24 protein-coding genes are annotated in these 24,183 nt (G+C 41.8%); 16 read left to right on the top strand and 8 right to left on the bottom strand.

Annotated elements, in window-relative coordinates:
• Window positions 1-29 precede the first annotated feature (29 nt).
• Window positions 30-1,025: an AAA family ATPase gene (locus AC37HE_RS06970; RefSeq protein WP_500782082.1), complete on the bottom strand. Its 996-nt coding sequence runs from the start codon at window positions 1,023-1,025 to the stop codon at window positions 30-32.
• Window positions 1,026-1,202: 177 nt separating this feature from the next.
• On the opposite strand from AC37HE_RS06970, the gene truA reads away from it, so the two are divergent.
• Complete coding sequence (truA, locus tag AC37HE_RS06965; protein WP_500782081.1) at window positions 1,203-1,973, top strand: tRNA pseudouridine(38-40) synthase TruA; 771 nt, start codon at window positions 1,203-1,205, stop codon at window positions 1,971-1,973.
• Here the strand turns inward: truA and AC37HE_RS06960 are convergent.
• Window positions 1,970-2,836, bottom strand: a complete 867-nt coding sequence (locus AC37HE_RS06960; protein WP_500782080.1) for a transglutaminase-like domain-containing protein — start codon at window positions 2,834-2,836, stop codon at window positions 1,970-1,972. The two genes, truA and AC37HE_RS06960, sit on opposite strands and share 4 nt — an antisense overlap.
• Before the next feature lie 27 nt (window positions 2,837-2,863).
• A complete protein-coding gene (locus tag AC37HE_RS06955; RefSeq protein ID WP_500782079.1) occupies window positions 2,864-3,733 on the bottom strand; it encodes a nucleoside phosphorylase in 870 nt (289 codons plus the stop codon).
• Window positions 3,734-3,887: 154 nt separating this feature from the next.
• Here AC37HE_RS06955 and AC37HE_RS06950 point away from each other — a divergent pair, with 154 nt between their 5' ends.
• Window positions 3,888-4,703 (top strand): prohibitin family protein, encoded by an 816-nt coding sequence (locus AC37HE_RS06950; RefSeq protein WP_500782078.1) that lies wholly within the window; start codon window positions 3,888-3,890, stop codon window positions 4,701-4,703.
• Between the two features lie 54 nt (window positions 4,704-4,757).
• Window positions 4,758-5,243 (top strand): PaaI family thioesterase, encoded by a 486-nt coding sequence (locus AC37HE_RS06945; protein WP_500782077.1) that lies wholly within the window; start codon window positions 4,758-4,760, stop codon window positions 5,241-5,243.
• A 6-nt stretch (window positions 5,244-5,249) separates the two neighbouring features.
• On the opposite strand, the gene AC37HE_RS06940 is transcribed toward AC37HE_RS06945, so the two are convergent.
• Window positions 5,250-5,528: a hypothetical protein gene (locus AC37HE_RS06940; RefSeq protein ID WP_500782076.1), complete on the bottom strand. Its 279-nt coding sequence runs from the start codon at window positions 5,526-5,528 to the stop codon at window positions 5,250-5,252.
• 406 nt (window positions 5,529-5,934) lie between these two features.
• Between AC37HE_RS06940 and AC37HE_RS06935 the strand changes: the two genes are divergently transcribed.
• The 6 genes from AC37HE_RS06935 to AC37HE_RS06910 all read left to right on the top strand — a co-directional run bounded on the left by AC37HE_RS06935 (window position 5,935) and on the right by AC37HE_RS06910 (window position 11,082).
• Complete coding sequence (locus tag AC37HE_RS06935) at window positions 5,935-6,510, top strand: RNA polymerase sigma factor (RefSeq protein WP_500782075.1); 576 nt, start codon at window positions 5,935-5,937, stop codon at window positions 6,508-6,510.
• Window positions 6,511-6,547: 37 nt separating this feature from the next.
• Complete coding sequence (locus tag AC37HE_RS06930) at window positions 6,548-6,973, top strand: anti-sigma factor family protein (RefSeq protein WP_500782074.1); 426 nt, start codon at window positions 6,548-6,550, stop codon at window positions 6,971-6,973.
• Window positions 6,973-7,491 (top strand): Spy/CpxP family protein refolding chaperone, encoded by a 519-nt coding sequence (locus AC37HE_RS06925; RefSeq protein ID WP_500782073.1) that lies wholly within the window; start codon window positions 6,973-6,975, stop codon window positions 7,489-7,491. Before AC37HE_RS06930 ends, AC37HE_RS06925 begins: the two co-directional genes overlap by 1 nt.
• A 227-nt stretch (window positions 7,492-7,718) precedes the next feature.
• A complete protein-coding gene (locus AC37HE_RS06920) occupies window positions 7,719-8,192 on the top strand; it encodes a hypothetical protein (protein ID WP_500782072.1) in 474 nt (157 codons plus the stop codon).
• A gap of 134 nt (window positions 8,193-8,326) precedes the next feature.
• Complete coding sequence (locus AC37HE_RS06915; protein WP_500782071.1) at window positions 8,327-8,908, top strand: DUF2202 domain-containing protein; 582 nt, start codon at window positions 8,327-8,329, stop codon at window positions 8,906-8,908.
• Between the two features lie 140 nt (window positions 8,909-9,048).
• Window positions 9,049-11,082, top strand: coding sequence for an ATP-binding protein (locus tag AC37HE_RS06910; RefSeq protein WP_500782070.1), 2,034 nt, complete (start codon window positions 9,049-9,051; stop codon window positions 11,080-11,082).
• Here the strand turns inward: AC37HE_RS06910 and AC37HE_RS06905 are convergent.
• Together AC37HE_RS06905 and AC37HE_RS06900 are read right to left on the bottom strand one after the other, a co-directional pair.
• Window positions 11,079-11,636 carry a DJ-1 family glyoxalase III gene (locus tag AC37HE_RS06905; protein ID WP_500782069.1) on the bottom strand — a complete coding sequence of 186 codons (558 nt, stop codon included), beginning with the start codon at window positions 11,634-11,636 and terminating at the stop codon, window positions 11,079-11,081. The two genes, AC37HE_RS06910 and AC37HE_RS06905, sit on opposite strands and share 4 nt — an antisense overlap.
• 103 nt (window positions 11,637-11,739) lie before the next feature.
• Entirely contained in the window at window positions 11,740-12,246 is a 507-nt protein-coding gene (locus tag AC37HE_RS06900) for an RNA polymerase sigma factor (RefSeq protein WP_500782068.1), read from the bottom strand.
• 318 nt (window positions 12,247-12,564) lie between these two features.
• Between AC37HE_RS06900 and AC37HE_RS06895 the strand changes: the two genes are divergently transcribed.
• From AC37HE_RS06895 to AC37HE_RS06885, 3 genes are all read left to right on the top strand, one after another.
• The gene (locus AC37HE_RS06895) at window positions 12,565-14,622 is read left to right on the top strand and encodes a TonB-dependent receptor plug domain-containing protein (protein WP_500782067.1); all 2,058 of its coding nucleotides are present in this window, start codon (window positions 12,565-12,567) and stop codon (window positions 14,620-14,622) included.
• Window positions 14,623-15,067: 445 nt separating this feature from the next.
• Window positions 15,068-15,400, top strand: coding sequence for a DUF5320 domain-containing protein (locus AC37HE_RS06890; protein WP_500782066.1), 333 nt, complete (start codon window positions 15,068-15,070; stop codon window positions 15,398-15,400).
• Between the two features lie 220 nt (window positions 15,401-15,620).
• Window positions 15,621-16,037, top strand: coding sequence for a DUF5606 family protein (locus AC37HE_RS06885; RefSeq protein WP_500782065.1), 417 nt, complete (start codon window positions 15,621-15,623; stop codon window positions 16,035-16,037).
• 98 nt (window positions 16,038-16,135) lie between these two features.
• Here AC37HE_RS06885 and AC37HE_RS06880 read toward each other — a convergent pair whose 3' ends face one another.
• On the bottom strand, window positions 16,136-16,672 hold the full coding sequence (locus AC37HE_RS06880) for a 3'-5' exonuclease (RefSeq protein ID WP_500782064.1): 537 nt from the start codon (window positions 16,670-16,672) through the stop codon (window positions 16,136-16,138).
• Window positions 16,673-16,827: 155 nt separating this feature from the next.
• Here AC37HE_RS06880 and AC37HE_RS06875 point away from each other — a divergent pair, with 155 nt between their 5' ends.
• The 4 genes from AC37HE_RS06875 (at window position 16,828) to folD (ending at window position 23,125) form a co-directional block, all read left to right on the top strand.
• A complete protein-coding gene (locus AC37HE_RS06875) occupies window positions 16,828-18,099 on the top strand; it encodes an OmpA family protein (protein ID WP_500782063.1) in 1,272 nt (423 codons plus the stop codon).
• A gap of 544 nt (window positions 18,100-18,643) precedes the next feature.
• On the top strand, window positions 18,644-20,437 hold the full coding sequence (argS, locus tag AC37HE_RS06870; RefSeq protein WP_500782062.1) for an arginine--tRNA ligase: 1,794 nt from the start codon (window positions 18,644-18,646) through the stop codon (window positions 20,435-20,437).
• A 464-nt stretch (window positions 20,438-20,901) separates the two neighbouring features.
• Window positions 20,902-22,230: a signal recognition particle protein gene (gene ffh, locus AC37HE_RS06865; protein WP_500782061.1), complete on the top strand. Its 1,329-nt coding sequence runs from the start codon at window positions 20,902-20,904 to the stop codon at window positions 22,228-22,230.
• A 19-nt stretch (window positions 22,231-22,249) separates the two neighbouring features.
• Entirely contained in the window at window positions 22,250-23,125 is an 876-nt protein-coding gene (gene folD, locus AC37HE_RS06860) for a bifunctional methylenetetrahydrofolate dehydrogenase/methenyltetrahydrofolate cyclohydrolase FolD (protein ID WP_500782060.1), read from the top strand.
• Window positions 23,126-23,240: 115 nt separating this feature from the next.
• On the opposite strand, the gene AC37HE_RS06855 is transcribed toward folD, so the two are convergent.
• Window positions 23,241-24,113, bottom strand: coding sequence for an AraC family transcriptional regulator (locus tag AC37HE_RS06855; protein WP_500782059.1), 873 nt, complete (start codon window positions 24,111-24,113; stop codon window positions 23,241-23,243).
• Window positions 24,114-24,183 lie beyond the last annotated feature (70 nt).

The raw sequence follows: 24,183 nt of genomic DNA, 5'->3' as shown, positions 1-24,183 counted from the left end.
TGGAACCTGAAACTCGAAACGTGGAACTTTTATGGAACTTCAACAGTGTTCAGAATATCAGTAATGATATCTTCTGTTGTAATATTATTGGCTTCTGCTTCGTAGCTCAATCCAATCCGGTGGCGTAGCACATCGTGACAAACTGCACGAACATCTTCCGGAATAACATAACCACGACGTTTAATAAAGGCATAAGCTTTAGAAGCCTGTGCCAAGCTGATACTTGCACGAGGTGAACCACCAAACGAAATCATATCGGCATATTTCTCCAGTTTGTATTCCGATGGGGTACGTGTTGCGAAAACAATGTCAACAATATATTTGCTGATTTTCTCATCCAGGTACACATCCTTAACCACGTTGCGGGCCTTGATGATGTCTTCCGGTTTTAATACGGTTGCCGCTTGCGGGTATTGCTTCAGCAAGTTCTGCTGGATAATTAGTTTCTCTTCTTCCTTTTGCGGGTATTTGATGACCACCTTCAGCATAAAACGGTCGACCTGTGCTTCAGGAAGCGGATAGGTACCTTCCTGCTCAATGGGGTTTTGAGTGGCCATAACCAGGAATGGTTCTTCCAGCTTGAAGGTTGCGTCGCCAATTGTAATTTGGCGTTCCTGCATAGCTTCCAAAAGTGCTGATTGAACTTTTGCCGGTGCACGGTTAATCTCGTCAGCTAATACGAAGTTGGTGAAGATCGGTCCCTTTTTAACGACAAATTCTTCATTCTTCTGACTATATATTAGCGTGCCAAGTAAGTCGGCCGGTAATAAATCCGGTGTAAACTGAATACGGGCAAAATCGGCGCTGATGGTTTTCGACAGTGTGTTGATGGCTAAGGTTTTTGCCAAACCGGGTACACCTTCCAACAGGATGTGACCACCTGATAATAAACCAATCAACAAACTTTCAACAAGGTGTTTTTGTCCTACAATCACCTTGTTCATTTCCATGCTGATCAAATCCACGAAAGAGCTTTCTTTTTCGATTCTTTCGTTGAGCTCACGAATATCAACTGCTTGATTCATTTTTTTAGATCGATTTTTATATTTTAGGTTGACGAAATTAAAGCATACTTGTCCAAAAAAGGGTATAACTTTGTTAAAAGTTGTTAAGTGTTATGTTTGGGTAAGAGCCGTTAAAATTAATAAAACAGGGCATTTCGGGAAGCTGCAATTTAATTTTTATTTTAAAAAAGATTGATTTTGAAACAACGATATTTTATTGAATTAGCCTACAATGGAACCCGCTATCATGGCTGGCAAATTCAACCCAAATCTAAAAGTATACAGGAAGATCTGCAACATGCATTAAGTACAATCTGTCGCGAAGAAATCGCGGTTACCGGTGCCGGGAGAACCGATACCGGAGTACATGCAAGCTACTATGTTGCACATTTTGATTCGGAGAAGAGTCAATTGGATGATACTCAGTTTGTCTATAAAATGAATCGTTTTTTGGGCAATGATATTGTTCTTTTCAACATTGTCAAAGTGGATGGCGAGGCTCATGCTCGTTTTGGCGCTATTTCGCGCACTTATCATTACTTTATTACGCAACAAAAAAATCCTTTTGTCCAGGAAACAGCCTGGTACAACAGTCGGCCTATGGATGTTGAGCGGATGAATGAAGCTTGTAGAGTTTTATTTGATTATACAGACTTTACCAGCTTCAGTAAGTTGCACACGGATGTGAAAACAAACAACTGTAAAATTTTTCAGGCTGAATGGATTCAAACAGGACAACAGTTGAAGTTTGTAATCAAAGCCGATCGTTTTTTACGAAATATGGTGCGGGCAATTGTTGGAACATCAGTTGAAGTAGGACTTGGAAAAATGACCATCGAAGAATTTCGACAAGTTATTGAGACGAAAGATCGTGGAGCCGCCGGTGTTTCAGTTCCAGCCTCGGGCTTATTTCTGACAGATATAGAATACCCCGATGTTGTCTTTAAACGATCAGTTCCGGTAGACTAAAGTAACTGCACAATAGCATGGAGATCATTAACTTTATCCTGATGGCCTAACGATTCGTAAGAGCTAATCAAGCTTTCGAGCAGCAGTTTGATTATTTTTTTGTCCTCGCAAGGAGTTTCAAAAAGGTTCGGATCTGCATTTTCATTTTTCTTCATGAAAAACTCAATTTCCTTTCGACCAATGATTGCTCCTCGGTTAGCCGGATTGATATAAAAAAGAATGGGCGAATCGTAGTCTTCACCATGTGCTTTTCGGGCTGTTTCTTTATCGACATAGGCAAGAAGTGGATTCTTGGGGAAGTTGATAAGCTGAACCGGAAAACCTAATTCCCGGGCAACCAGTGTGTAAAGTATTGCCAGCGAGATAGGGCTGCCCTTTTTAGTTTCAAGCAGCTGGTTTAGATAGCAGTTTTGAGGCGACTGAAGATTGGATAGGTTGATCGTAAATTTGTTTACATCGTACAAAATGTGATTGAGTACTGTAATCTTCTCAATGGATGTCAATCGGTTATTAATTTCAAGCCAAACGTCGCTGCTTATCTTTTTGAGCTGGCTTTGGATAGTTTTCAGTTTGAGCTCGGGGTACTGATATTGGCTGATTAGAAAAAAGCCTTCAAACAAGTCGACCTCCTCTTGATTGGCCCAATTTTGAATTTTGGTACTGGTTTCGCGAAACTGGATTTGTTGAATCAGGTTTTCGATTCGGGTCTGGATTAATTCATCCAGACTGGTTTCCCAAATGTGTTCCAATTCTTCTATTTCCAGATTCTTTTCTTTCAGTAACTCGCGTTCTACCATCTCGAATACGGACTGATCCGGGTCGTCTAATAGTGTTATAAGTGCCTGAAGTTTATCAGTATCCATAATATTCCCTCCCGCGGTCAATATAGTTTATTCTACTAACTTATCCAAAACCAGCTGGATAAGCTTTCTCATAGACGAATGATAGTCTCCGTTTGCTTGCTTACTTAAGCGGTTGGCAATGATTAAGCAAACAGTTAATGCATGGTGTCCCAGTAGTGCCGACAACCCGTAAATAGCAGAACATTCCATTTCGTAGTTGGTAATTTTATAGCCTTCGTGGTTGAAACTCTCAATTTTAGAATTGATGTCTGGGTCGGCCAGCTGTAACCGCAACACACGCCCTTGCGGACCATAAAAGCCAGGTGCCGATATGGTAACGCCTCGCGTGAAATCTTTAGTTTGGAATTTTGCGAACAAATCGGCTGAAGAACTGACTACATAAGGCGAAGTAAGCTTCTCGTTCCAGTTTAAATGTTCCTTAAAATGCGCTTCAAACGCTAAATCAGATATGGAATCACGGTTGGCATAAAAATTCAGTAATCCGTCGAATCCGATTGCTTTTTCGGAAACCACGAAAGAGTTGACGTCCAGATAGGGTTGTAATCCGCCTGAAGTTCCAATGCGGATGATGTTAAGGCTGCGCTTTTGTGCTTTCACCTCGCGTTTTGTAAAATCGATATTCGCCAACGCATCCAATTCGTTTACCACAATATCGATATTGTCGGTTCCAATTCCGGTCGAAAGCACTGTAATACGTGTCGATTTGTACTGGCCTGTGATGGTGACGAATTCGCGATTGTGAATTTTACATTCAATATTTGAAAATAGTGATGTAATCAATTCAACCCGGGCAGGGTCACCAACCAGAATAATGTTATCTGCAAGGTGTTCCGGCTTCAGGTGTAAATGGAAAACACTTCCATCCGGGTTGATAATGAGCTCAGAGGAACCAATCATAAGACTGTTTATTTGATGTTGTTCAAATCTAACTAAAAATAATCCGAGCAACAAAACATAAATGCGTGCATTATTATTCGTTTGTTTTTCTTAATTTATGATCTTTACTTCACCAAGTAATTTAACTAAGCTATTAATTATTGAAATTATTAAAATGAATATTCTCAAAAAATCTTACATCATTATTATTGTTGTTGCTGTTCTGGTTCTGATTTTTTCCGGAAGTAGTATGTTTTTTACGATCCAGCCGGGAGAACGAGGGATCATTTTCCGTCCTTTTAACGATGGGCTCGATAAAGAGCATATTTTTCTGCCGGGGTTTCATGTTGTTGCTCCCTGGAACGATTTAATTGTTTACGATGTGAAAGAACAACAACGCGAGGAAACGATGGATGTACTCGATAAAAATGGTTTGTCAATCAATGTGGATGTGTCGGTACGTTTTAACCCGATTTACGACAAAATTGGTACTTTGCACGAAGTATTTGGCACCCGTTATATTGATCAGTTAATTGTTCCGGAAGTGCGTTCGATGGTGCGGCAGGTTGCAGGGCGCTATTCTGCTGAAGAAATCTATTCAACAAAGCGTAGCGAGGTTGAACAGGCTATTATTGATGAAACAAAGATTATTCTCGAGAAGAATAATATTGACATGCGGGCTTTGCTGATTCGCTCCATTAATTTGCCTGATCAAATTCGGGTTGCTATCGAAAATAAATTGAAAACAGAGCAGGAGGCTTTAGCTTACCAGTTTCGTCTTACCCGTGAAGAATCGGAAGCTGAGCGTAAGCGTATTGAAGCAGAAGGTATTGCTAAGTTCAACGATATTATCAACTCCAGTTTGACGGACAAAATTTTGAAGCAACGTGGAATTGAAGCAACGCTCGAACTGGCAAAATCGCAGAACGCTAAAGTGGTCGTTGTTGGCAGTGCAAAAGATGGTCTGCCACTAATTTTGGGAAATAATTAAAAAAACAGATAGAAGCCGGTTCGAAAACAACCGGCTTTTTTTTGATGTTGAGTTATGCGAAAAATATTAAATGTTCACCGGAATGACGATCCGGAAAAGTATCAGTGTATTGGTTGTTCGCCTTTCAATCCGATTGGTTTGAAGTTGGAGTTTTGGGAAGATGGTGAAGAGTTATATGCCGAATGGGAACCTCAGGCTCACTTTGTTGGCTGGGTGGATGTTTTGCATGGAGGTATTCAGGCTACTATGCTCGATGAAATTGGCGGCTGGGTGGTTTATGTGAAATGTGAGACTGCGGGTGTTACCACCTCATTGGATGTAAAATATCGGGAAACTGTCTTTACCAATACCGGAAAGATAATTCTGCGGGCAAAATTGGTAGAAAGGCAAAAACGGATTGCTAAAATCAGAGCACAGTTATTTAACGCTGATGGAAAAATGTGTACCGAGGCAGATATCAGTTATTTTGTATTTCCGGAAAATATTGCCCGGGAGAAATTTCATTATCCGGGAATTGAAGCCTTTTTCGAAACGGAGTAAATATTCTTAGTCCATTTTCTCCATTAAGTGGTTGGTGCGTTGGCGAATAACGGGGTTTGTAACATTGGTGTCAGGCTCCGTTGCTTTAATTGATTCCTGAGGTTTCACAAAAAGAGTTTTCTCGTCCTGTTGTTGTTCAATTGTTTGTTTTGCGTCGATTGTTTGTTCCTGTTTAACCTGCACTGCATTTGCATCAGGTTGAGCTTTTGAACTTGTTTCAATGTTTTGAGACATTTTTAAACCAAGCAAATAAAAAATTGAAGAGGTTAGAATGACTACTTTCATGTTTCGAAATCAAAATTTTGGATAAAAATAGGGAATTCTGGTTTTATCAGGTAGTAATTTCGTTAAAAATGCTAAATGAATAGACAAAAGTTATCGGACATTTCTAAAAACATGACAAATGACAGTAAATAGGTTAGATTGTGAGCATTGGCTTTCATATTCGGGGAGCATATTGGGGGCTGAAATTGATCCTTTCTCATCGACTTCCTTGAATAATTATGATAGTAGTATGGAAAAATCGACTTGGGAGAGCACGCCGTTATTATTTTTCATATCTAATCACGAGGAACATCATTACCTATTTTGTGTAAGGGCGTTTGCACATAAGGTTGATACTGAAAATACGAATGATGGTGCAAGTTTTTGACTAAATTCGTGTCAAACCCCAAAATGAATTCAGAATAGAATGACTGATCAGGAGTTAGTGCGGCATATTACGAATGGCGACGATCGCGCATTCCGGCTTTTGGTGGAGAAATACCAAAATTTGGTGCTGCATACTTGTTTGGGGTTTATCCGGGAGAGAAATGATGCAGAAGATCTGGCTCAGGAGATATTTGTTGAATTGTTTCATTCGTTGAATAAGTTTCGGGGGGAATCTAAATTGTCAACCTGGATTTATCGAATTGCGGTCAATCGTTCGTTGAATTTCATAAGGGATAATAAACGGCGGCGTTTTTTTCAGTCCATAGGTGTGAATATCTCCGGGGAAATGAAGGTTGATGTAACGGATGAGAGCTGGAACTCACGGCCTGATCAAGAAGTGGAAAACGAGCAAAGACGAACCAATTTGTACAAGGCGATCAACAGTTTGCCTGAGCGGCAACGGGTAGCATTCACATTAAGTAAGATAGATGATCTTTCTTCCCAGGATGTTGCCGATGTGATGGGCCTTTCGTTGTCTTCTGTGGAGTCGTTAATTCACCGGGCAAAACGTGGGTTGCAGAAAAAATTGTACGAGTGCTATAAAAAGGGTATTTGAGAACGCAAGTTTTTAATTGGAAATGTGTCAATACAATATGAAAACAAAGAACCATCGTCAAATTCGGGGAAAATTGATTTTCTACATCGAAGGACAATTGCCATTTGCTGAAATGCAGTTGGTCGAGAAGCATTTGGAAGCTTGTCCTGAATGTGGGGCATATTTAGACGAGCTGAAAAGTTCACTTTCCCTGTTGGACATTAACAACGAGCAGGAAGTAGGTCCCTATTTTGTTGCTGGTGTTCAAAACCGGATTCAGGCAAGTCGAACACGGCCTTTGATTTTTAAAAAAGTATTGCAACCTGTTCTGGTCGTTTTTCTACTGGCTTTGGGGATTCGTTTTGGCATTTGGGTTGGCGATCACAGCCGGATGGATGTACCAGCTACCGAACAAGCCGTGCTTATGCCCTTTGATGATTTAGCAGAAGAACCAATTGAAGAATTCTTATTAAACCTGAAGTAATGTTTCGAAATATAAAAATATTGAGTTGGCTGGTCGTAATTTTGTTGGTAACAAACCTCGCAACTGTTATTACGGTTCTTTATCACAACCACAGTAGCCCTGAAATAAAAAGTAATCGGGTTGAAACAAATGTTCCGGGAGAGCGGAGAACACGTTTTTTCAAAGAACAGCTTAATTTGACAGATGAACAACTTGTCCCTTTTCGCGAGGCCAACAGAGGCTTTAACAGAAGGGCTCGGGGGTTTACGGAAGATATGAGTGAACTTAGAGAGGATATGCTACTCGAATTATTTTCAGACTCCGCGAGTCGGTCGAAACTGGAAAAAATAGCCCGGCAGATAGGAGACGATCATGAACAATTAAAGATGACAACCTGCGATTTTTACCTGGAACTCAAATCGATCTGTACCGATGAGCAAAGGGAGAAGTTGGCTGCCATTTTTCAGTCGTTGCTAAATGCTGATGAACGAGTGAACCTACCCGGGAAACAACATCGAAACGGAAAGCAACGAGAGTGACAAGGTAGCCTATTTCGGTGAAGGAAATAGTAAAAGAGAATGGAGTTGATGGTTTAGCCGTCAACTCCATTCTCTTTTTTTTCATATCACTACTGATTAAATTTTTTCTGGAAAATTCCTGCAAGAGCGCAAGTTTTTATTTCGGGTTGTGTCAAAGGAATAAAACCTTTCAGATAAGAAGGAGATAACGAATACAAAATTCTATTATTAATTTAAAATCAGAAGTTATGAAAACGACAGCAGGAATTTTAATTCTTATTCTTTTGGTCGTGGCCGGACTGCAAGTCGACGCTCAAAACCAAAAGCGAAATTCATGTATCAACGGGATTTCGAATCTAACGGAAAAACAAAAAACTTCGATTGCTGAGCTGGAAGCAAGCTATCAGAAACAAATGGCCGATTACAGAACAGAACGTCAGTCGACGGGTGATTTAGAGGTAAAAAAAGAAATTCGCGAAAAAATGCTGACAGCCCGAACTGCACATCAGACACAAATTAACGGACTGCTGGATGCCGATCAACAAAAAGAATATCAGACGTGGATTGATGCCCGCAAATCAAATGGAAACAAATCAGATGCTAACATGGGAAAAAACGGGAAGAAAGGTAAAAAAGGTAAAGGTCGCGGTCAAGGATGTGGACAAAGTCAGGGAGCCGGGCGTGGCTCATGTTTAATTGGTAGCCAGAATGTGACACAATGAAAACCGGTCTAAAAATATTGAAAGCTTCCCTGATTTGTTTGATCATATTGGGGCCAAGCTTAAGTCAAGCAGAAAGCTTCCTTAAGGGATCAAAGGCAGACATTCAGTGCAACACAAAATTAGATTCCCGAGAGTTGACAATTACGGGTAGCCTGGATGACAAGGCTGAAGTAAATGCCGGTATGTTACTGATGCGGGAAGAAGAGAAATTAGCTCACGATTTATATGTGAACTATCTCGACTTATACGGAATGCGCATCTTCAGCAATATTTCCTCGGCTGAGACAAATCACATGGCAGCCATGTTCGGATTGTTGCAGGATGCAGGGCTTGAAGATCCGGCAAATGCAGAGGCTGGTGTTTTTACGAATGATCATCTGCAGCAGGTCTACGATAAGTTGTTAAGCGCGGGTAAAACCTCCCTGGTTGAGGCTCTTAAATGTGGTGCTTATGTTGAAGAATTGGATATTCAGGATCTGGAGAAGCAGTTGAGCCTAACAACAAATGAAACCATTAAGCAGATTTATTCAAACCTGTTGCGGGGAAGCCGAAATCATCTTCGGGCGTTCAATCGGGTACTGGAAAGTAGTGGTGTTGATTATAAGCCTCAGCTCTTAAATCAGGAGTCTTTTGATGAGATTATTGGAGCAGCAATGGAACGATGCGGGCCGAAAATGGGGAGAGGACAAGGATGTGGAAGAGGCTGTAAGAATTGAAAATAGCATAATAAATCTTAGAAAGGGCAGGTGTCGACCTGCCTTTTTGTTTGTCAATCAGAAAATTGAAAGCTCAATATTTGTTCTGATTTCTTCAGAAAATTCGATAAAATTAACATCTTTGTGTATAAGCTCTCTGGATGAAAAAAATACTACTCATAGCACTGCTATTTCTGACCTTCGACCTTTTTGGTGCTTCAGAAGTTGATAGCCTGAAAAATGAGCTTAAGCATCAAAGCGGAGCACAGAAAGTTGAGACAATGTTGCAAATCATCCAGCTGACTGATATCGACGATACCGCCTCTATCCAAAATTATCCCCAAGAGATATTTGAGATTGCCGGGAAAATACAACGGCCGGACCTGACAGCCAGGACCTACTGGGTTGAGGCAGAACGTCTGTTTGCTGCTGCGGAGTACGAGGAGGCTATTCCTGTTTATAAAGAAGCGATTAATCGTTATACTGATCTCGATAGCACGCAGATGGTCGGGGAAATCTACAACACAATTGGATTGGCCTATTACTACCTGGGAGAGTTTGATGAAGCTTTGGCCAGTCAGATTGAAGCCGTTAAAAGTTACGAGAGTACGGAAGATCTGAAGAACCTGACCCGGATCTACATTAATATGGGGATGGTTTATAACCGTCTTGAAGATTATAAATCTGCCATCGAATATTATCATAAGGCCTCGGTTCTGGCTTCGGCGAATGATGATTTAGCACGATTGGGAAATAGCTATAATGGTTTGGGTACGGGCTATTACAATCAGGGACAAATCGATTCGGCTAAAGTATACTATCGAAAGGCACTTAAGCTGTTCAGCCAAATTAATAATGTTAGTCGCTTGGCTGCAGCTATAAATAACCTGGGAAATATCTACACGGAAGAGAAGGATAGTCTGGAAGTTGGACTGGCTTATTATCAAAAGGCCTACGATATTTATGTGCGGGAAGGTAATGTTCGCAACCAGGTATTTGTTTTGGAAGGCTTAGGCTGTGTGTATACCGAGTTGGGTAATTACGAAAAGGCCAAACAAATTTTTCAGGAAGGGCTGAAAAGCTCCGTTGATCATGGCTATGGCTACTATATTATTCAGCTGTACTATGAAGATCTGTCGCGCCTTTATGAGAGAAGCGGAGATATTAAGCAAGCCCTACAAGCCTACAAAAGCTATAAAACGTATTTGGATAGCATGCGCTTAGAGGAACGTTCGTACCAGGCGGCTGCTATCGAAAAGAAATATGAGTTTACGAAAAGTGAAGCGCTTATTTCAAAACTGAATTCTGAGAAGAAACTGGCGATGATTCAAATTGAAAAGGACAAAGCGTTTCGTAACCTGGGTGTTTTTGCAATTCTCATTTTGCTGGTCGTTATCACTTATGTCTCCTTTGGTAATTATCACCGGAAGCGGATCAATAAGCTGTTAACCGAAAAGAATATCCAGATTGAAGCGCAACGGAATGAGTTGGTACAGATGAATGCCTCGAAGAATAAGTTCTTCTCCATTATTGCTCACGATCTGAAAAATCCGCTTCATACTGTGCTGGGATTTTCATTTTTGCTGCAACATGATTACGACCGGTTTGACGATAAAGACCGAAAGCGTTTTGCTGTTGACATTTACAATTCCACGAACAATATTTTTCGCCTGCTTCAAAATTTGTTGGATTGGAGCCGGATTCAGACCGGAGTGATGAAGTACGAACCAACTGTATTCGAACTCTCATCCCAGCAAGATAAAATTTGCAACCTCTTGCAAGCTGTTGCCGATCAGAAAAACATTCAATTGAATTACGAAGTGCCGGGTGATATTTTTGTATATGCCACGCCGATGATGATTGATACCGTTTTGCGCAACTTGGTTAGCAACGCCATTAAGTTTACGCCCAAGGGTGGGGCGGTGAAACTTCGCTTCCAGTTTTTGGAGAAGTTTGTTGCCTGTAGTGTCGAAGATACCGGCATTGGGATGACTGCAGAAGAGATGGATCAACTCTTTTCCATCGACTCGAAAATCCGGAAAAAAGGAACGAACAACGAAGATGGTTCCGGTTTAGGACTTATTCTTTGTCAGGAATTCGTTCAGCTTAATAAAGGTGAAATTTGGGCGCAAAGTGAAGTAGGCAAGGGAACAACATTTTGTTTCACGGTTCCCTTAGCCGAAGAACAAAGCTAGTTCCAGCCTTCTACCAGCATGGCCTTGGCCAGGTGGTCGGCCTTTTCTTTACTGACCAGTTTGGCTGTAATTGTTAAGGCAAATTTTAAGGCAGCACCAACCCCGCGACCGGTAAAGATATGCTCATCAGTCATTACGGGATCGTACAAAACCCGGGCATCGGTTAGTTCTTTCTCGAACCCCGGGTAGCAAACAGCCGATTTATTTTCCAGAATATTTAAATGACCGAAAACCAGTGGCGCTGCGCAAATGGCTCCTAAGGGTTTCTTTTGATTATGGAAGGCCAGGATTTGTTTTTTCAATCCTTCGTGGGCATCCAGATTTTTAGCACCGGGCATTCCTCCTGGAAGGATAATCATATCAATTTGGGAGAAGTCCACTTCTTCGAATAGTTTATCGGCTTCAACCGGTACATGGTGTGCCCCGGAAACCCGTTTGTTGCCGCTCATAGCTACAGTTGTTAACTCAATGCCTGCTCTGCGTAAGACATCGATGATGGTTATGGCTTCGATTTCTTCAAAGCCTTCAGCTAAATGGACCGTCACTTTTTTCATGGTGTTCTTGTTTTGTTCCCTCAAAGATACGACTGGCTTAAAACAAAAAAAAGATCCGGGATCCGGATCTTTTCATGATGATTAAAATGCTACTATGTCTAAACTAATTTGCGTAATCTTTTAGAGCTTTTTCCAATTTCTTACGAGTGAAGAAAATACGGCTTTTCACGGTTCCCAACGGAAGATTCAGGTACTCGGCAATTTCTTTGTACTTGTAACCATCCAAAAACATGGTGAACGGAACTTTGTATTCATCTTCCAGTGCATTGATGTTTCTCAAAATTTCTTTTGAGCTGAAGAATGAATCGGGTGACGGATAGATTTTGTCCTTTGAAAATTTCAAATGGAAATCATTGTTCGATCCATCAAACGTGTTTTTAGCCTTCACGTTACGGCGATAGTTATTAATGAAGGTGTTCTTCATAATCGTGTAAATCCATGCCTTGAAATTGGTGTTTTGCGCGAATTTATCACGATAGGTCAATGCTTTCAGGAAAGTTTCCTGTAACAGGTCTTGTGCTTTTTCCTGGTCAGCGGTTAGGCTCAGTGCATAGTACAGTAATTTGTCTTGCAGTCCGAGTAAGGCGTTGTTAAATTGAACTTGTGTCATGGCGTCTGATTTAACGTTATTGTTTAGAACAAATATAAATAACAACTTTGGCTCAATAAAAGATTTTGCTGTCTTTTATTATTCGATTTTATTTATTCGCGATAAATAAAATTGATCCGTTTCCGGATCGAGTCTATAACTTAAGTACTTACGGAGAGGTTGTGGGTTTGTTTAAAGAGAATTCGATGTTGTTCAACAATTCTTTTTATAACAAGTTAAGGTAAAAAGTCCGATAATACAACCATTTAAGAGCTGTTTATGTTCTAAAAAAGGTTCAATTATTTACTTTTGCATCTTTCTGTAACAGAAAAGTAACCAATGAAAAAGTTTATTAACAACCCAAAGCGGGCTGAAGTAGTTCATTTCAGACGTTGGGGAGGAAAACGTTATTCCTTGTTTCAGGCTTTACGCAAACAAGTACACATTGCCTCGCTGGCAGTGGCGTATTTGTATGTTAGCTTGCCGCAGGAAGCCGTTGCCCAAACCGACACACTGAAGGTGAATACGGATTACAACCTCGATGAGATTGAGGTTAGTGCCCAGCGAGCGCCTGTTACCTATTCGCAGGCAGCACGGATTGTTTCCGTGATTGAGCGTGATGAAATTGAGGCGGCACCCGTCTCCAGTATCCAAGACCTTTTAGAGTATGCTGTTGGAGTCGACATCAGGCAGCGCGGTACTTACGGAGTACAAGCTGATGTGTCGGTCCGGGGCGGGTCCTTCGACCAAACTCTTATTCTTCTCAACGGGATCAACATCTCCGATCCCCAAACCGGTCACCACAACCTCGACGTACCGGTTAGTTTAAAAAGTGTCAAACGTATTGAAATCTTAAACGGACCGTCGGCGCGTGTTTATGGCCCCAATGCTTTTTCGGGTGCTATTAATATTGTAACCGAACCCGACGATGACGAGTCTGTCAAAGTAGATGCAGCATTTGGCGAGCATGGTCTGCGCGATTTAAATGCATCGGGCAATGTAAAAACCGGTAAGCTTACCAGTTTTGTTGCTGCCAGCAATATAGCCTCCAACGGTTATATTCAAAATACCGATTTCGATACCTATAACTTTTTTTACCAGGGACGATTGAAAACTGCACCCGGAACTTTGGATTTCCAGGCGGGTTACACCGATAAAGGTTTTGGTGCCAATAGTTTTTACACCCCGAAGTATCCGAATCAGTATGAAGCGACCAAGACAACTTTTGCCTCTGTGAAGATGAATACAGGGGAGAAGTTGCATTTTACACCGGCTGCTTACTGGCGTCGCCACCATGATCGTTTTGAGCTTTTCCGCGACAACCCGGCCAGCTGGTATACGGGCCACAATTACCACATGACCGATGTGTTTGGGTTGAACCTGAACAGCTGGTTTCAGTCGAAGCTCGGAAAAACGGCTTTTGGTGCCGAATTCCGCTCCGAAAATATCTGGAGTAATGTGCTGGGTGAAGCGCTGGATACACCAATAGATGTGCCCGGCGAACCGGGGCAGCAATTTACAAAGGGACATTCGCGTACCATTGTCTCGTATTTTGCTGAACACACCTTCTACCTGAATCGTTTTACGGCTTCCATGGGGGCTATGGCCAATTGGATTTCCGATTTGAATAATGAATGGAACGTGTACCCCGGTATCGACCTGAGCTATAAATTCACCGATCAGTTCAGGGCTTATGCTTCGTTCAACAAATCGTTGCGTATGCCCACCTTTACCGATTTGTATTATTCGGGGCCGACCAACCAGGGAAATCCTGATTTGAAGCCGGAGCGCTCGACCACATACGAAGCCGGTTTGAAATACCGCACGCGCGCCATTAACGTTGAGGCGGCTTATTATCATCGAATTGGTAAGGATATGATCGACTGGGTACGCGAAACACAGGACGAATTGTGGAAAACCGAAAACCTCACCGAGATCAAATCGGATGGGGCCGAGCTTACTGCCAATTTTAATGTGGCCGCAGTTGCCGGTGCATCGTTCCCGATTAAACATGTGGGCTTGAACTACGCTTACAACTCGCTGAGCAAGGGCTCCGATAATTACCTGTCGAATTATGTACTCGATAACCTGAAACACAAACTGGTGTTCAGCCTCGATCATGCGATTGTCGGGAAATTGCATGCCAGCTGGAAGTTCCGCTTCCAGGACCGCAACGGCAGCTATGCCAAGTACGTGGATACGGAATATGTTGGCGAGGAAAATTACAAGCCTTTCTGGTTAACCGATCTGAAAGTGTTTTATAAAACGCCTTCGACGCAGCTTTACTGCACGGTGTCGAACCTTTTCGATCAACGCTACTTCGACCTGGGTAACCTGGTTCAGCCTGGCCGCTGGATTAGTGCCGGAATTAGCTATAAACTCGACTTTAGTAAATAAGCCACAGAAAATATAAATCAGACAAGCGCTGTCGGTGAAGCTTCAAACTTCGTGGCAGCGCTTTTTCTTTTTCTCGGTCATTCAATTTTTCCTGTTTTGCTTTCATGATTTATAAGTTTTGCTTAATGAATTTCAAGCTATGCTTAATAAAATATAAGCTTTGCTTAAAGAAATTTTAGTAGATCTGTAAGAAAGATAAGTAAGTCTGTAAAAAATATAAGAGGAAGTGTAAGAAAAATAAGGAGATCTGGAAAATAAATAAGAGATACTGTAAGATAATTAAGAGGAGCTATAATATAAATAAGAGAAACTATAATATAATTAAGCGACGCTTAAAGAAATGTAAGTAAAGCTGTAAAATAATTAAGCGGAGCTGTAAAAAAGAGCTTATTGTATGGCGTTTTTAGCTGCCGAAAGCCGTAACTTGTACAAAAAAAGAACCAATATGGAACAATTAGATTGGACTAAAGTAATCAACCGGCAACTTAAAGCAAGTGGTTGGAGTATTCAGAAAATGGCGCATGAAACAAAGCTCACTTACTCGGGCGTTTGGCAGTTATTAAAGCGGAATGATATCCAGATTCAGCGTCTGGCTGAGCTTTCCGAAGCTTTTCAGTACAATTTTTTCCGCGATTTGGCAGAACAGTTGCCTTACAACGAACCGGACTATACCACTGCAAAAGAAAATACAGAGAAAGAAGTGCTGCAAGCCCGGGTACAAGAGCTGGAGATGGAACTAAAGGTGTTGAAAGAAGCAATTAGCCTGATGCGCGGGTAGCCAGATGAAGTAAAAAGTAAAAAGTAGAAAGTCAAAAGTTAAAAGAGAAACGGGTGAAATGGTTTTTGCGCTTTGGGGGATTTTAAATTCTTTGAAATAGCCCGGTATGACTTCTGAATTTGAAATACAAACCTGGTGCAAGCAAGAGTTTCTGTTAAAATATTTTATAATTGAACTCAGGTTAGTATATTCGCGGCGATCATTTAAAAATGAAAACAACATGTTAAAAGGAATATTAGCCATCTCAGGTCAACCAGGACTTTTTAAATTGGTTGCAGAAGCAAAGAATAGCATTATCGTTGAGTCGTTACTGACAGGAAAGCGTCAGCCGGCATATGCAACGTCAAAAATTAGTTCGTTGGAAGATATCGCCATTTTTACCCAAACCGGCGAAGTGGCCTTGAAGGATGTTTTGAAGGCTATTGCCGAAAAAGAAAATAAAGCAGCGCTTGCTAAAATGGATGGCAATGCCCTGAAAGCTTATTTTGGAGAAGTGGTGCCTGAGTATGATCAGGATCGGGTATATACTTCGGATATGAAAAAAGTAATTCAGTGGTATAACCTGCTTCAGAAAAACGATTTGCTGAACATCGAAGAAGAGGAAGAGGCAGATACTGAAGAAAAGACAGAAGAATAAATCAATTCGATATTGAATGAAGAGCCGTGCCTAGCATGGCTTTTTTTATGCTTTGCTGGTTGCTTGTTGTTTGTGTCTCGCTACTCCCGACTCGTCCATCAAAACAGTCGTGGCTGGTTGGCCGAATTGTTAGAGCCGTTGATGTGCTTTTGCAAAATAATTTCGAACAGTTTCACTGTAGCAAAAGCATCGCCCGCAGCCCTGTGACGTCCGTCAATGCGAATATCGAGGTCGGAACAGATATTCCCCAGCGAGTAGGAAGCATGGCCCGGCAAATATTTCCGGCTTAATTTCACAGTACACATGGTTTTTCGGTTATAATCGTAGCCCAGCCGCTTAAATTCTTCCTGCACAAAACGGTAGTCGAACGATACATTGTGAGCCACAAAAACAGTTCCCGCCGTCATCTCCACAACACGTTTGGCAATCTCGTAAAACTTCGGAGCTGTCGACACCATTTCATTATCGATGCCGGTTAGTTGGGTAATAAAATAAGGGATATTACATTCCGGATTAACCAGTGTTTGAAACGAGTCGACCACCTGAATACCGTTATGGCGGTATAGGGCGATTTCGGTTATTTTCCCGTTTTTGGCGCTTTGTCCGGTGGTTTCTATATCGATGATGGTGTACAAAATGACCGTGTTTTCAGCAAAAATAGAGATTCAATCCATAAGTTTATAGGCAAATGGGATTTATTCGTCCAGTTTTTAAGGATGTAGAACTAATTATTCAGGAAATAAAATAAATTAGCAGAATATAAGTTTCTGAAATAAAACCACAACTCTCTATGAAAAGACAATTTCTACTTTTTTTGGTATGTAGTTTCTTCGTGGCTACTGCTTCAGCACAGTCCTTAGATCAGAAATGGGGGATCGGTGTCGGAGGCGGTGCTTACGGCGCTTTGGGAGAAGGTAGCATTGGCTTTATGCCGGAGCTAACAATCAGCCGCTATTTTAGTCCGTCGTTCGATGGTTTTATCCGTCAAAACCTGGGATTGGCCAATAATAAGATCGAAAGTAATCTCGATGTGGCATTAACCACGCTGGGGATTCGCTATAAATTGTATAACGGATTGGTTCTACCGGAAAGTAGTCTGTTGAAACCTTACGTTTGGGGGGGACCAGGTTATATTTCCGATAACAAAGAGAATAAAATCAACTTCAATTTAGGTTTGGGGGTGAAGTACCCGGTGAAACACAATGTGGCTCTGTATGCTGAAGCCGGTTATATAAATGGAGCCAAGGTTGGCGAACATACTGAAAGCTATACCGAACCGGGTGGCGGTAGTGTTACCTGGACTGTACTGCCGTACCGCGACAACCTGTGGAAGGTGACTGTTGGTGTTGCCATTACCTTTGGAGGCTCGAAAGACTCGGATGGTGACGGCGTACCTGATAAACGGGATAAATGCCCGAATACACCACGCGATATCTTTGTTGATGAGCATGGTTGCCCGATTGATACTGATGGTGATGGTGTAATTGATCACCTGGATCAGTGTCCTACTGAGCCGGGCTCAGTAGCAACCCATGGTTGCCCGGATGAAGATAAGGATGGAATTCCGGACCGCGACGATGCTTGTCCGGATCAAAAAGGAACGAAAGAAAATCATGGTTGCCCCGAGCCGGATACGAATAAAACGAATGTGAAAGAAACCGATCCGTCGAAAATGACAGCTGCTGAAGCTATTGAAAGCGGAAACACACGGGTGCTCGACATCAAAGTGAAACCGGTTTATTTTGTTGTGGACGACAGTAACCTGACTTCATTTTCGAAAAACCGGATTGCCAACCTGGTAGAAATGTTGTTGAAAAACCCGGCTTACCTGGTTCGTTTGTGGGGGTATACCGACGACCTGGCCAGCGACGATTACAACCAGAAGCTTTCGGAAAAACGGGCCGAATCGGTGATGCGTTTCATGACCAGTATGGGCTTCGACCGTTCACGTATCGTGTCGTCGAACGGATTGGGAGAAGCCAATCCGGCAGCTCCTAACAACACGGAGCAAAACCGCCGCCTGAATCGTCGGGTTGAATTTGAAATTTTTGTAGCAGAATAATAGTTGAATAAGCATATGGGAAGCCTCGCTGTTCGCGGGGCTTTTTCTTTCTAAAACCTCCATGAAATATAAAAGCAAGTCGGTCCCGATTACAGTCGGGTGAGGAGTTTGTATAACTTTTAGCAGGCGAAATCTGTTTTAACTTTTTATCCTCAGGCCGGATGGGCCTATCCTTTTCCAGTCGATGAAAAGGATACAAACCCCGAATTCTCGGGGTTGTCAAAACGAACCCTCGGCCGGGCGTTTTGACGGCCTGCGCACCGAGTCAATCAAGCTTCATCGTAAATTTGATCTTTTGCAACTTTGGGTAACAAGGATAACCGGATTTAATTCCGATATTACTTCTGCATTATAACTGGAATCGTATCGTTTTCCCGAAAGAGAAGTCTGTCTGAAACCATCCAGATATTTTGAATTCATCGAAATAACCCGTTATGCCTTCCTAATTTTAAATGCTCATCTGATGCTGGATGACTTTCTGTGAAAATATTTTAGAATCGAATTCAGGTTATTATCTTTGCGCATCCCTAAAAAAATTAGAAACATGCTTATCGAACAAATAATTAAAGAGAAAATTGCACAAGCTGTTAATCAACTTTACGGGCAGGAAATTGAAGCTGCGAAAGTACAAGTTGAGAATACACGTAAAGATGTTGAAGGTGATTTGACAGTTGTGGTTTTCCCTTTTCTGAGAATTTCAAGAAAGTCTCCGGAGCAAACTGCGAACGAACTGGGACAATATTTGCAAGAACAGGTTGATGAGGTTGCGGCATTTTCAGTGATCAAAGGATTCCTGAACGTAACGATTTCAACGACTTACTGGCTTAACCAATTAGCTGAAGCCTTCGGCGATTCAAAATACGGATTCACAGCGGCTAAAGAAGATTCACCTTTGTTTATGGTTGAATATTCGTCGCCAAACACCAATAAACCTCTTCACTTAGGACATATTCGTAACAACCTGCTTGGTTTTTCACTGGGCGAGTTGCTGAAAGCCAGCGGGAAACGTGTGGTAAAAACCAACATCGTGAACGACCGTGGTATCCACATCTGTAAATCGATGTATGCCTGGCAACAATGGGGCGAAGGGAAAACACCTGAAAGCACAGGTACCAAAGGAGACCACCTGGTTGGTGATTTCTATGTGTTGTTTGATAAGCATTACAAACAGGAAATTGAAGAACTGGTAGCCAAAGGCGTATCGAAAGATGAAGCAGAACAAACAGCTCCATCGATTGTCGCTGCCCGCGAGTTACTGCGCAAATGGGAAGCTAAAGATCCGGCAACCATTGAGCTTTGGACGATGATGAACCATTGGGTATACGATGGTTTCGATGTAACATATAAAGAGCTGGGAGTTGATTTCGACAAAATTTATTACGAGTCGGATACCTACCTGGTGGGTAAAGATGAAGTGTTGCGTGGTTTGGATGAAGGTATTTTTACCCGTCGTGAAGATGAATCGGTATGGGCTGATTTATCAGGCGAAGGACTAGACCAAAAACTGCTGCTTCGCAGTGACGGTACTTCGGTTTATATGACTCAGGACATTGGTACGGCTAAGTTGCGTTTCAACGATTATGAAATCAATAAGATGGTTTACGTCGTAGGAAACGAGCAGGATTACCACTTTAAAGTGTTATCTATTCTACTGGATAAACTGGGCTACAGCTGGGGAAAAGATTTGCACCACTTCTCTTACGGAATGGTGGAATTGCCTCACGGTAAAATGAAGTCGCGTGAAGGTACAGTGGTCGATGCGGATGATTTGATGGCCGGAATGGTTGATGTTGCCCGTAAAACTTCGGAAGAGTTAGGGAAACTGGACGGTTATACCGAAGAAGAAGCTTTGGAAACCTACAAGACAATTGCGCTGGGAGCCTTGAAATATTTCATTCTGAAAGTAGATCCGAAGAAGAACATGATGTTCAATCCGGAGGAGTCGATCGATTTTAATGGAAATACAGGGCCGTTTATCCAATACACCTATGCGCGTATTCGTTCGGTGATTCGAAAAGCCGAAGAGAAGGGAATTGAAGCAGCGGTTAATTTTGACAAGGCTTTGGCCATTTCTGAGAAAGAAACAGAATTGATTAAGAGCATGTCGCTGTATCCGGCAACTGTTCAGGAAGCAGCCGACTCTTACAGCCCTGCAGTTATTGCCAACTACGTTTATAACCTGGTGAAAGAATACAACCAATTCTATCATGATCATTCAATCCTGAATGAAGAGGATGAAAATATCCGGAAGTTCCGTTTGACCTTGTCAACCACGGTTGCTAAAATCATTAAGTCAGGAATGGGCTTGATGGGAATTGCAGTGCCGGAGCGTATGTAATAAGCTTTAAAAGACACTAAAATAAACGAGATGGGAGGTAATTCATGGAATTGCTTCCCATTTTCTATTTATAAGCGAAGGGTGAATAAATGAAGGAAGCGGGGATACCTAAAAAGGAAAAAGGGGGTCCTCTGACCCCCTGATTCTAGAAAATTGCGATTCGTGAAAAAGGGACTTTTTAATGCGAATTAACAGTTTTTGTCGACTATTAATTCCTACAGAATTGAGGGTCGAAACGAAAATAATGCCTTAAGAACAAGTCTTTACAGCATCATACTTCGTTGGGTTTGGAGTAAAAACTAAGATTCCACTCTTTAGATCATTCTCCATTTTCGCACACTCGTTTCTTTATCCCGGAACAAGTCGAAAGGTTACCCTCAGGAAAAGGGAAAAATTTAAATTCTTCTACATTTTATTTTTTTGTATTTTTGCCCGAGCTTTAAAAAATCAATTGTACTTCTACTATGTTTGAAAGTCTTAATGAGAAGTTAGAACGGTCATTTAAGCTGCTGAAAGGGCAGGGGAAAATTACTGAGATTAATGTTGCAGAGACATTAAAAGAAGTTAGACGTGCCTTATTGGACGCTGACGTCAATTTTAAAATAGCCAAATCATTTACTGAAGTTGTCAAAGAGAAAGCCCTTGGTCAGGATGTACTGAATGCTGTTAAGCCAGGGCAGATGATGGTAAAGATTGTGCACGATGAGTTAGCAACCCTGATGGGAGGTAGCTCAGTTGATGTCAATCTGCAGGGTAACCCGACTGTCATCCTGATGGCAGGTTTGCAAGGTTCGGGTAAAACCACCTTCTCCGGTAAACTGGCAAAATTCCTGAAATCGAAAAAAGGTAAAACCCCACTGTTGGTTGCTTGTGACGTTTATCGTCCGGCTGCGATCGATCAGTTGAAGGTTCTGGGGGAGCAAATTAATGTTCCTGTATATAGTGAGCCTGGTAATCTGAACCCGGTTGAGATTGCTAAAGCGGCCATTAAATCCGCAAAGGCCAATGGCCAAAACCTGGTGATTGTAGATACTGCAGGTCGTTTGGCCATCGACGAAGAGATGATGAAGGAGATTGCAGCTGTTAAAGCAGCTATCAATCCGGATGAAATTCTGTTCGTTGTTGACTCGATGACTGGTCAGGATGCTGTAAATACAGCTAAAGAATTCAACGATCGTCTGGACTTCGACGGGGTAATCCTGACAAAACTGGATGGTGATACTCGTGGTGGTGCTGCTCTTTCAATTCGTTCAGTAGTCAATAAACCAATCAAGTTTGTTGGTACCGGCGAGAAGCTGGAAGCACTGGATGTGTTCCACCCTGAACGTATGGCCGACCGTATTTTAGGTATGGGTGATATTGTTTCGTTGGTTGAACGTGCCCAGGAACAATTTGATGCAGACCAAGCCCGCCAGCTGCAGAAGAAATTGGCTAAAAACCAGTTTAGCTTCAACGACTTCCTTTCTCAAATCCAGCAAATCAAAAAGATGGGTAACCTGAAGGATCTGGCAGCTATGATTCCGGGTATGGGAAAGGCACTAAAGGATATCGATGTTGATGACGACGCCTTTAAACATATCGAAGCAATTATTTACTCCATGACTCCGGCAGAGCGCGAAGATCCGGCCTTGCTGAACGGAACGCGCCGCAAGCGTATTGCCAATGGCTCGGGAACAAATATTCAGGAAGTTAACCGCCTGATCAAACAATTCGACGAAACCCGTAAAATGATGCGCATGGTATCAACCGGTAAGAATATGCGTGGAATGATGGGGAATCTGAGAAAACGTTAATCCTATTAAAGAAATACGAATGCAATTAATTGACGGAAATAAAACGGCTAAGGCAATTAAAGCAGAAATTGCACAAGAGGTCAAAGACATGCTGGCTAATGGGGCTAAACAACCTCACTTAGCTGCAATTTTGGTTGGTCATGATGGTGGTAGCGAAACCTACGTGGCTTATAAAATCAAAGATTGCGAAGAAGTTGGTTTCAAATCAAGCATGATTCGTTACGAAGATGATGTTACCGAAGCCGAATTATTGGCCAAAGTAGAAGAATTGAACAACGACGATGATGTCGATGGTTTCATCGTTCAATTGCCTTTGCCCAAACATATTTCCGAGCAAAAGATTATTGAAGCTATCGACGCCAAAAAAGATGTTGACGGTTTTCACCCGGTTAACGTTGGTCGCATGGTGATTGGCTTGCCTGCCTTTGTGTCGGCAACTCCCGACGGTATTGTTGAGTTAATCAAGCGTCACGGAATAGAAACCTCCGGCAAAGACTGCGTTGTTATCGGCCGAAGCAATATTGTTGGTCGTCCGATGAGCGTCTTGATGTCGCAAAAGGCAATGAATGCAACGGTAACTGTTGCTCACAGTCGGACCAAAAATCTGAAAGAGGTTTGTGCTAAAGCTGACATTCTGATCGCAGCGATCGGTTCTCCCGGCTTTGTTACTGCTGATATGGTGAAACCCGGAGCTGTGGTAATTGATGTAGGTACAACACGTGTTAAATCAACTGAAACCAAATCGGGTTGGAAGTTGAAAGGTGATGTTGTGTTTGACGAAGTTGCTGAAAAATGTTCATTCATAACACCTGTTCCCGGAGGAGTAGGCCCAATGACCCGTGTTTCGTTGTTGAAAAATACGTTGTTGGCAGCGAAGAAAGAGATTTACAAATAAGACTTTAAGGAAAACAAGATAGAAGAAGGTGACTCTGGTAGTCACCTTTTTTGTTTTTAGGTAATTGCGGATTTTAACTTCAGGGGGGATGGTATTGGTTGAGTATTGGGTTGTCTCAATGATCTTTTTGCAATTGCCAGCGAAACTCTTTACGATATTCCGAAGGTGTTTGCCCCATTCGCTTTTTGAAGTAGTGATTAAAATTGGCCAGGTTGTTATAACCACAATCGAAGCCGATTTCATTTATCGGTTTATCGGTTTCAACCAATAATTTGGCTGCATAGTTTATTCTTATTTTGATGACATACTCCATAAAGGTTAATTGAGTTTTCTTTTTGAAGAAACGACAAAACGAACCGGGAGCCATATTGAGTAATGTTGCGACTTCAGTGAGTTTAATTTCTTCCTGAATGTTCTGAAAAACGTACTCGTAAATTTTATTAATCTGCTGAAGTTTTTGATCAAATCCACCATGAACAATTGTACCCTGTGAAATGGATTCCTTTTTTTCGCATTGAAGCAATAAGCTAAATATCTGAAGTAAGCTGATGTAACTGGTCAGCCCTTGCTGATTGGGAAGTTCTTCAAGAATCAATTTTATCTCAGGTATTTCCCGTCCGCTGAAAAAAAGACCGGCATCAGCTTGTTTCAACAGATCAACAATCACTTCAAGCTCGGGCTTGTTAAAAAAATCAGAACTGATCAGATCTTCGTAAAAGTGAATAACAATGCATTTTGGTGGCTCTTCGTTTTCGGTTTGAAGAAATTCCCAACAATGAGGAAGGTTGGGAGCCAGCAGGACCAAATCATTTTTATCGAAGCTTGAGATGTTATTACCGACAATCCGTTTTCCTGAGCCAGATAGAATGAAATTAAGCTCGAAGTTTTTATGTGAGTGTACACGCGCTGTGTATTTCTTTAACTCCATCTCGCGGATTATGAAGGAATGCTGATGGGGGACGTAAATATTTTCGAATATGTACTCCATTTGTTAAATATTAACTAATCGTTAGTGAAAATAAGCATTTTTAATACAAAATAGTTAAGAAAGCATATGT

The organism is Mangrovibacterium sp., from assembly GCF_059905295.1.
Note: the sequence above shows the minus strand (reverse complement) of the source record. Positions and strands in the feature narration are given on the sequence as shown.

Excerpts from the sequence above, each read along its gene's own strand:
- AC37HE_RS06930 (WP_500782074.1), top strand. The coding sequence starts at position 6,548 with ATGAAAACAAAGAACCATCGTCAAATTCGGGGAAAATTGATTTTCTAC.
- AC37HE_RS06885 (WP_500782065.1), top strand. The coding sequence starts at position 15,621 with ATGTTAAAAGGAATATTAGCCATCTCAGGTCAACCAGGACTTTTTAAA.
- AC37HE_RS06910 (WP_500782070.1), top strand. The coding sequence starts at position 9,049 with ATGAAAAAAATACTACTCATAGCACTGCTATTTCTGACCTTCGACCTT.
- AC37HE_RS06935 (WP_500782075.1), top strand. The coding sequence starts at position 5,935 with ATGACTGATCAGGAGTTAGTGCGGCATATTACGAATGGCGACGATCGC.
- ffh (WP_500782061.1), top strand. The coding sequence starts at position 20,902 with ATGTTTGAAAGTCTTAATGAGAAGTTAGAACGGTCATTTAAGCTGCTG.
- AC37HE_RS06900 (WP_500782068.1), bottom strand. The coding sequence starts at position 12,246 with ATGACACAAGTTCAATTTAACAACGCCTTACTCGGACTGCAAGACAAA.
- argS (WP_500782062.1), top strand. The coding sequence starts at position 18,644 with ATGCTTATCGAACAAATAATTAAAGAGAAAATTGCACAAGCTGTTAAT.
- AC37HE_RS06970 (WP_500782082.1), bottom strand. The coding sequence starts at position 1,025 with ATGAATCAAGCAGTTGATATTCGTGAGCTCAACGAAAGAATCGAAAAA.
- AC37HE_RS06940 (WP_500782076.1), bottom strand. The coding sequence starts at position 5,528 with ATGAAAGTAGTCATTCTAACCTCTTCAATTTTTTATTTGCTTGGTTTA.
- AC37HE_RS06920 (WP_500782072.1), top strand. The coding sequence starts at position 7,719 with ATGAAAACGACAGCAGGAATTTTAATTCTTATTCTTTTGGTCGTGGCC.
- AC37HE_RS06945 (WP_500782077.1), top strand. The coding sequence starts at position 4,758 with ATGCGAAAAATATTAAATGTTCACCGGAATGACGATCCGGAAAAGTAT.
- AC37HE_RS06925 (WP_500782073.1), top strand. The coding sequence starts at position 6,973 with ATGTTTCGAAATATAAAAATATTGAGTTGGCTGGTCGTAATTTTGTTG.
- AC37HE_RS06960 (WP_500782080.1), bottom strand. The coding sequence starts at position 2,836 with ATGGATACTGATAAACTTCAGGCACTTATAACACTATTAGACGACCCG.
- AC37HE_RS06890 (WP_500782066.1), top strand. The coding sequence starts at position 15,068 with ATGGAACAATTAGATTGGACTAAAGTAATCAACCGGCAACTTAAAGCA.
- folD (WP_500782060.1), top strand. The coding sequence starts at position 22,250 with ATGCAATTAATTGACGGAAATAAAACGGCTAAGGCAATTAAAGCAGAA.
- AC37HE_RS06955 (WP_500782079.1), bottom strand. The coding sequence starts at position 3,733 with ATGATTGGTTCCTCTGAGCTCATTATCAACCCGGATGGAAGTGTTTTC.
- AC37HE_RS06950 (WP_500782078.1), top strand. The coding sequence starts at position 3,888 with ATGAATATTCTCAAAAAATCTTACATCATTATTATTGTTGTTGCTGTT.
- AC37HE_RS06905 (WP_500782069.1), bottom strand. The coding sequence starts at position 11,636 with ATGAAAAAAGTGACGGTCCATTTAGCTGAAGGCTTTGAAGAAATCGAA.
- AC37HE_RS06895 (WP_500782067.1), top strand. The coding sequence starts at position 12,565 with ATGAAAAAGTTTATTAACAACCCAAAGCGGGCTGAAGTAGTTCATTTC.
- AC37HE_RS06875 (WP_500782063.1), top strand. The coding sequence starts at position 16,828 with ATGAAAAGACAATTTCTACTTTTTTTGGTATGTAGTTTCTTCGTGGCT.
- AC37HE_RS06855 (WP_500782059.1), bottom strand. The coding sequence starts at position 24,113 with ATGGAGTACATATTCGAAAATATTTACGTCCCCCATCAGCATTCCTTC.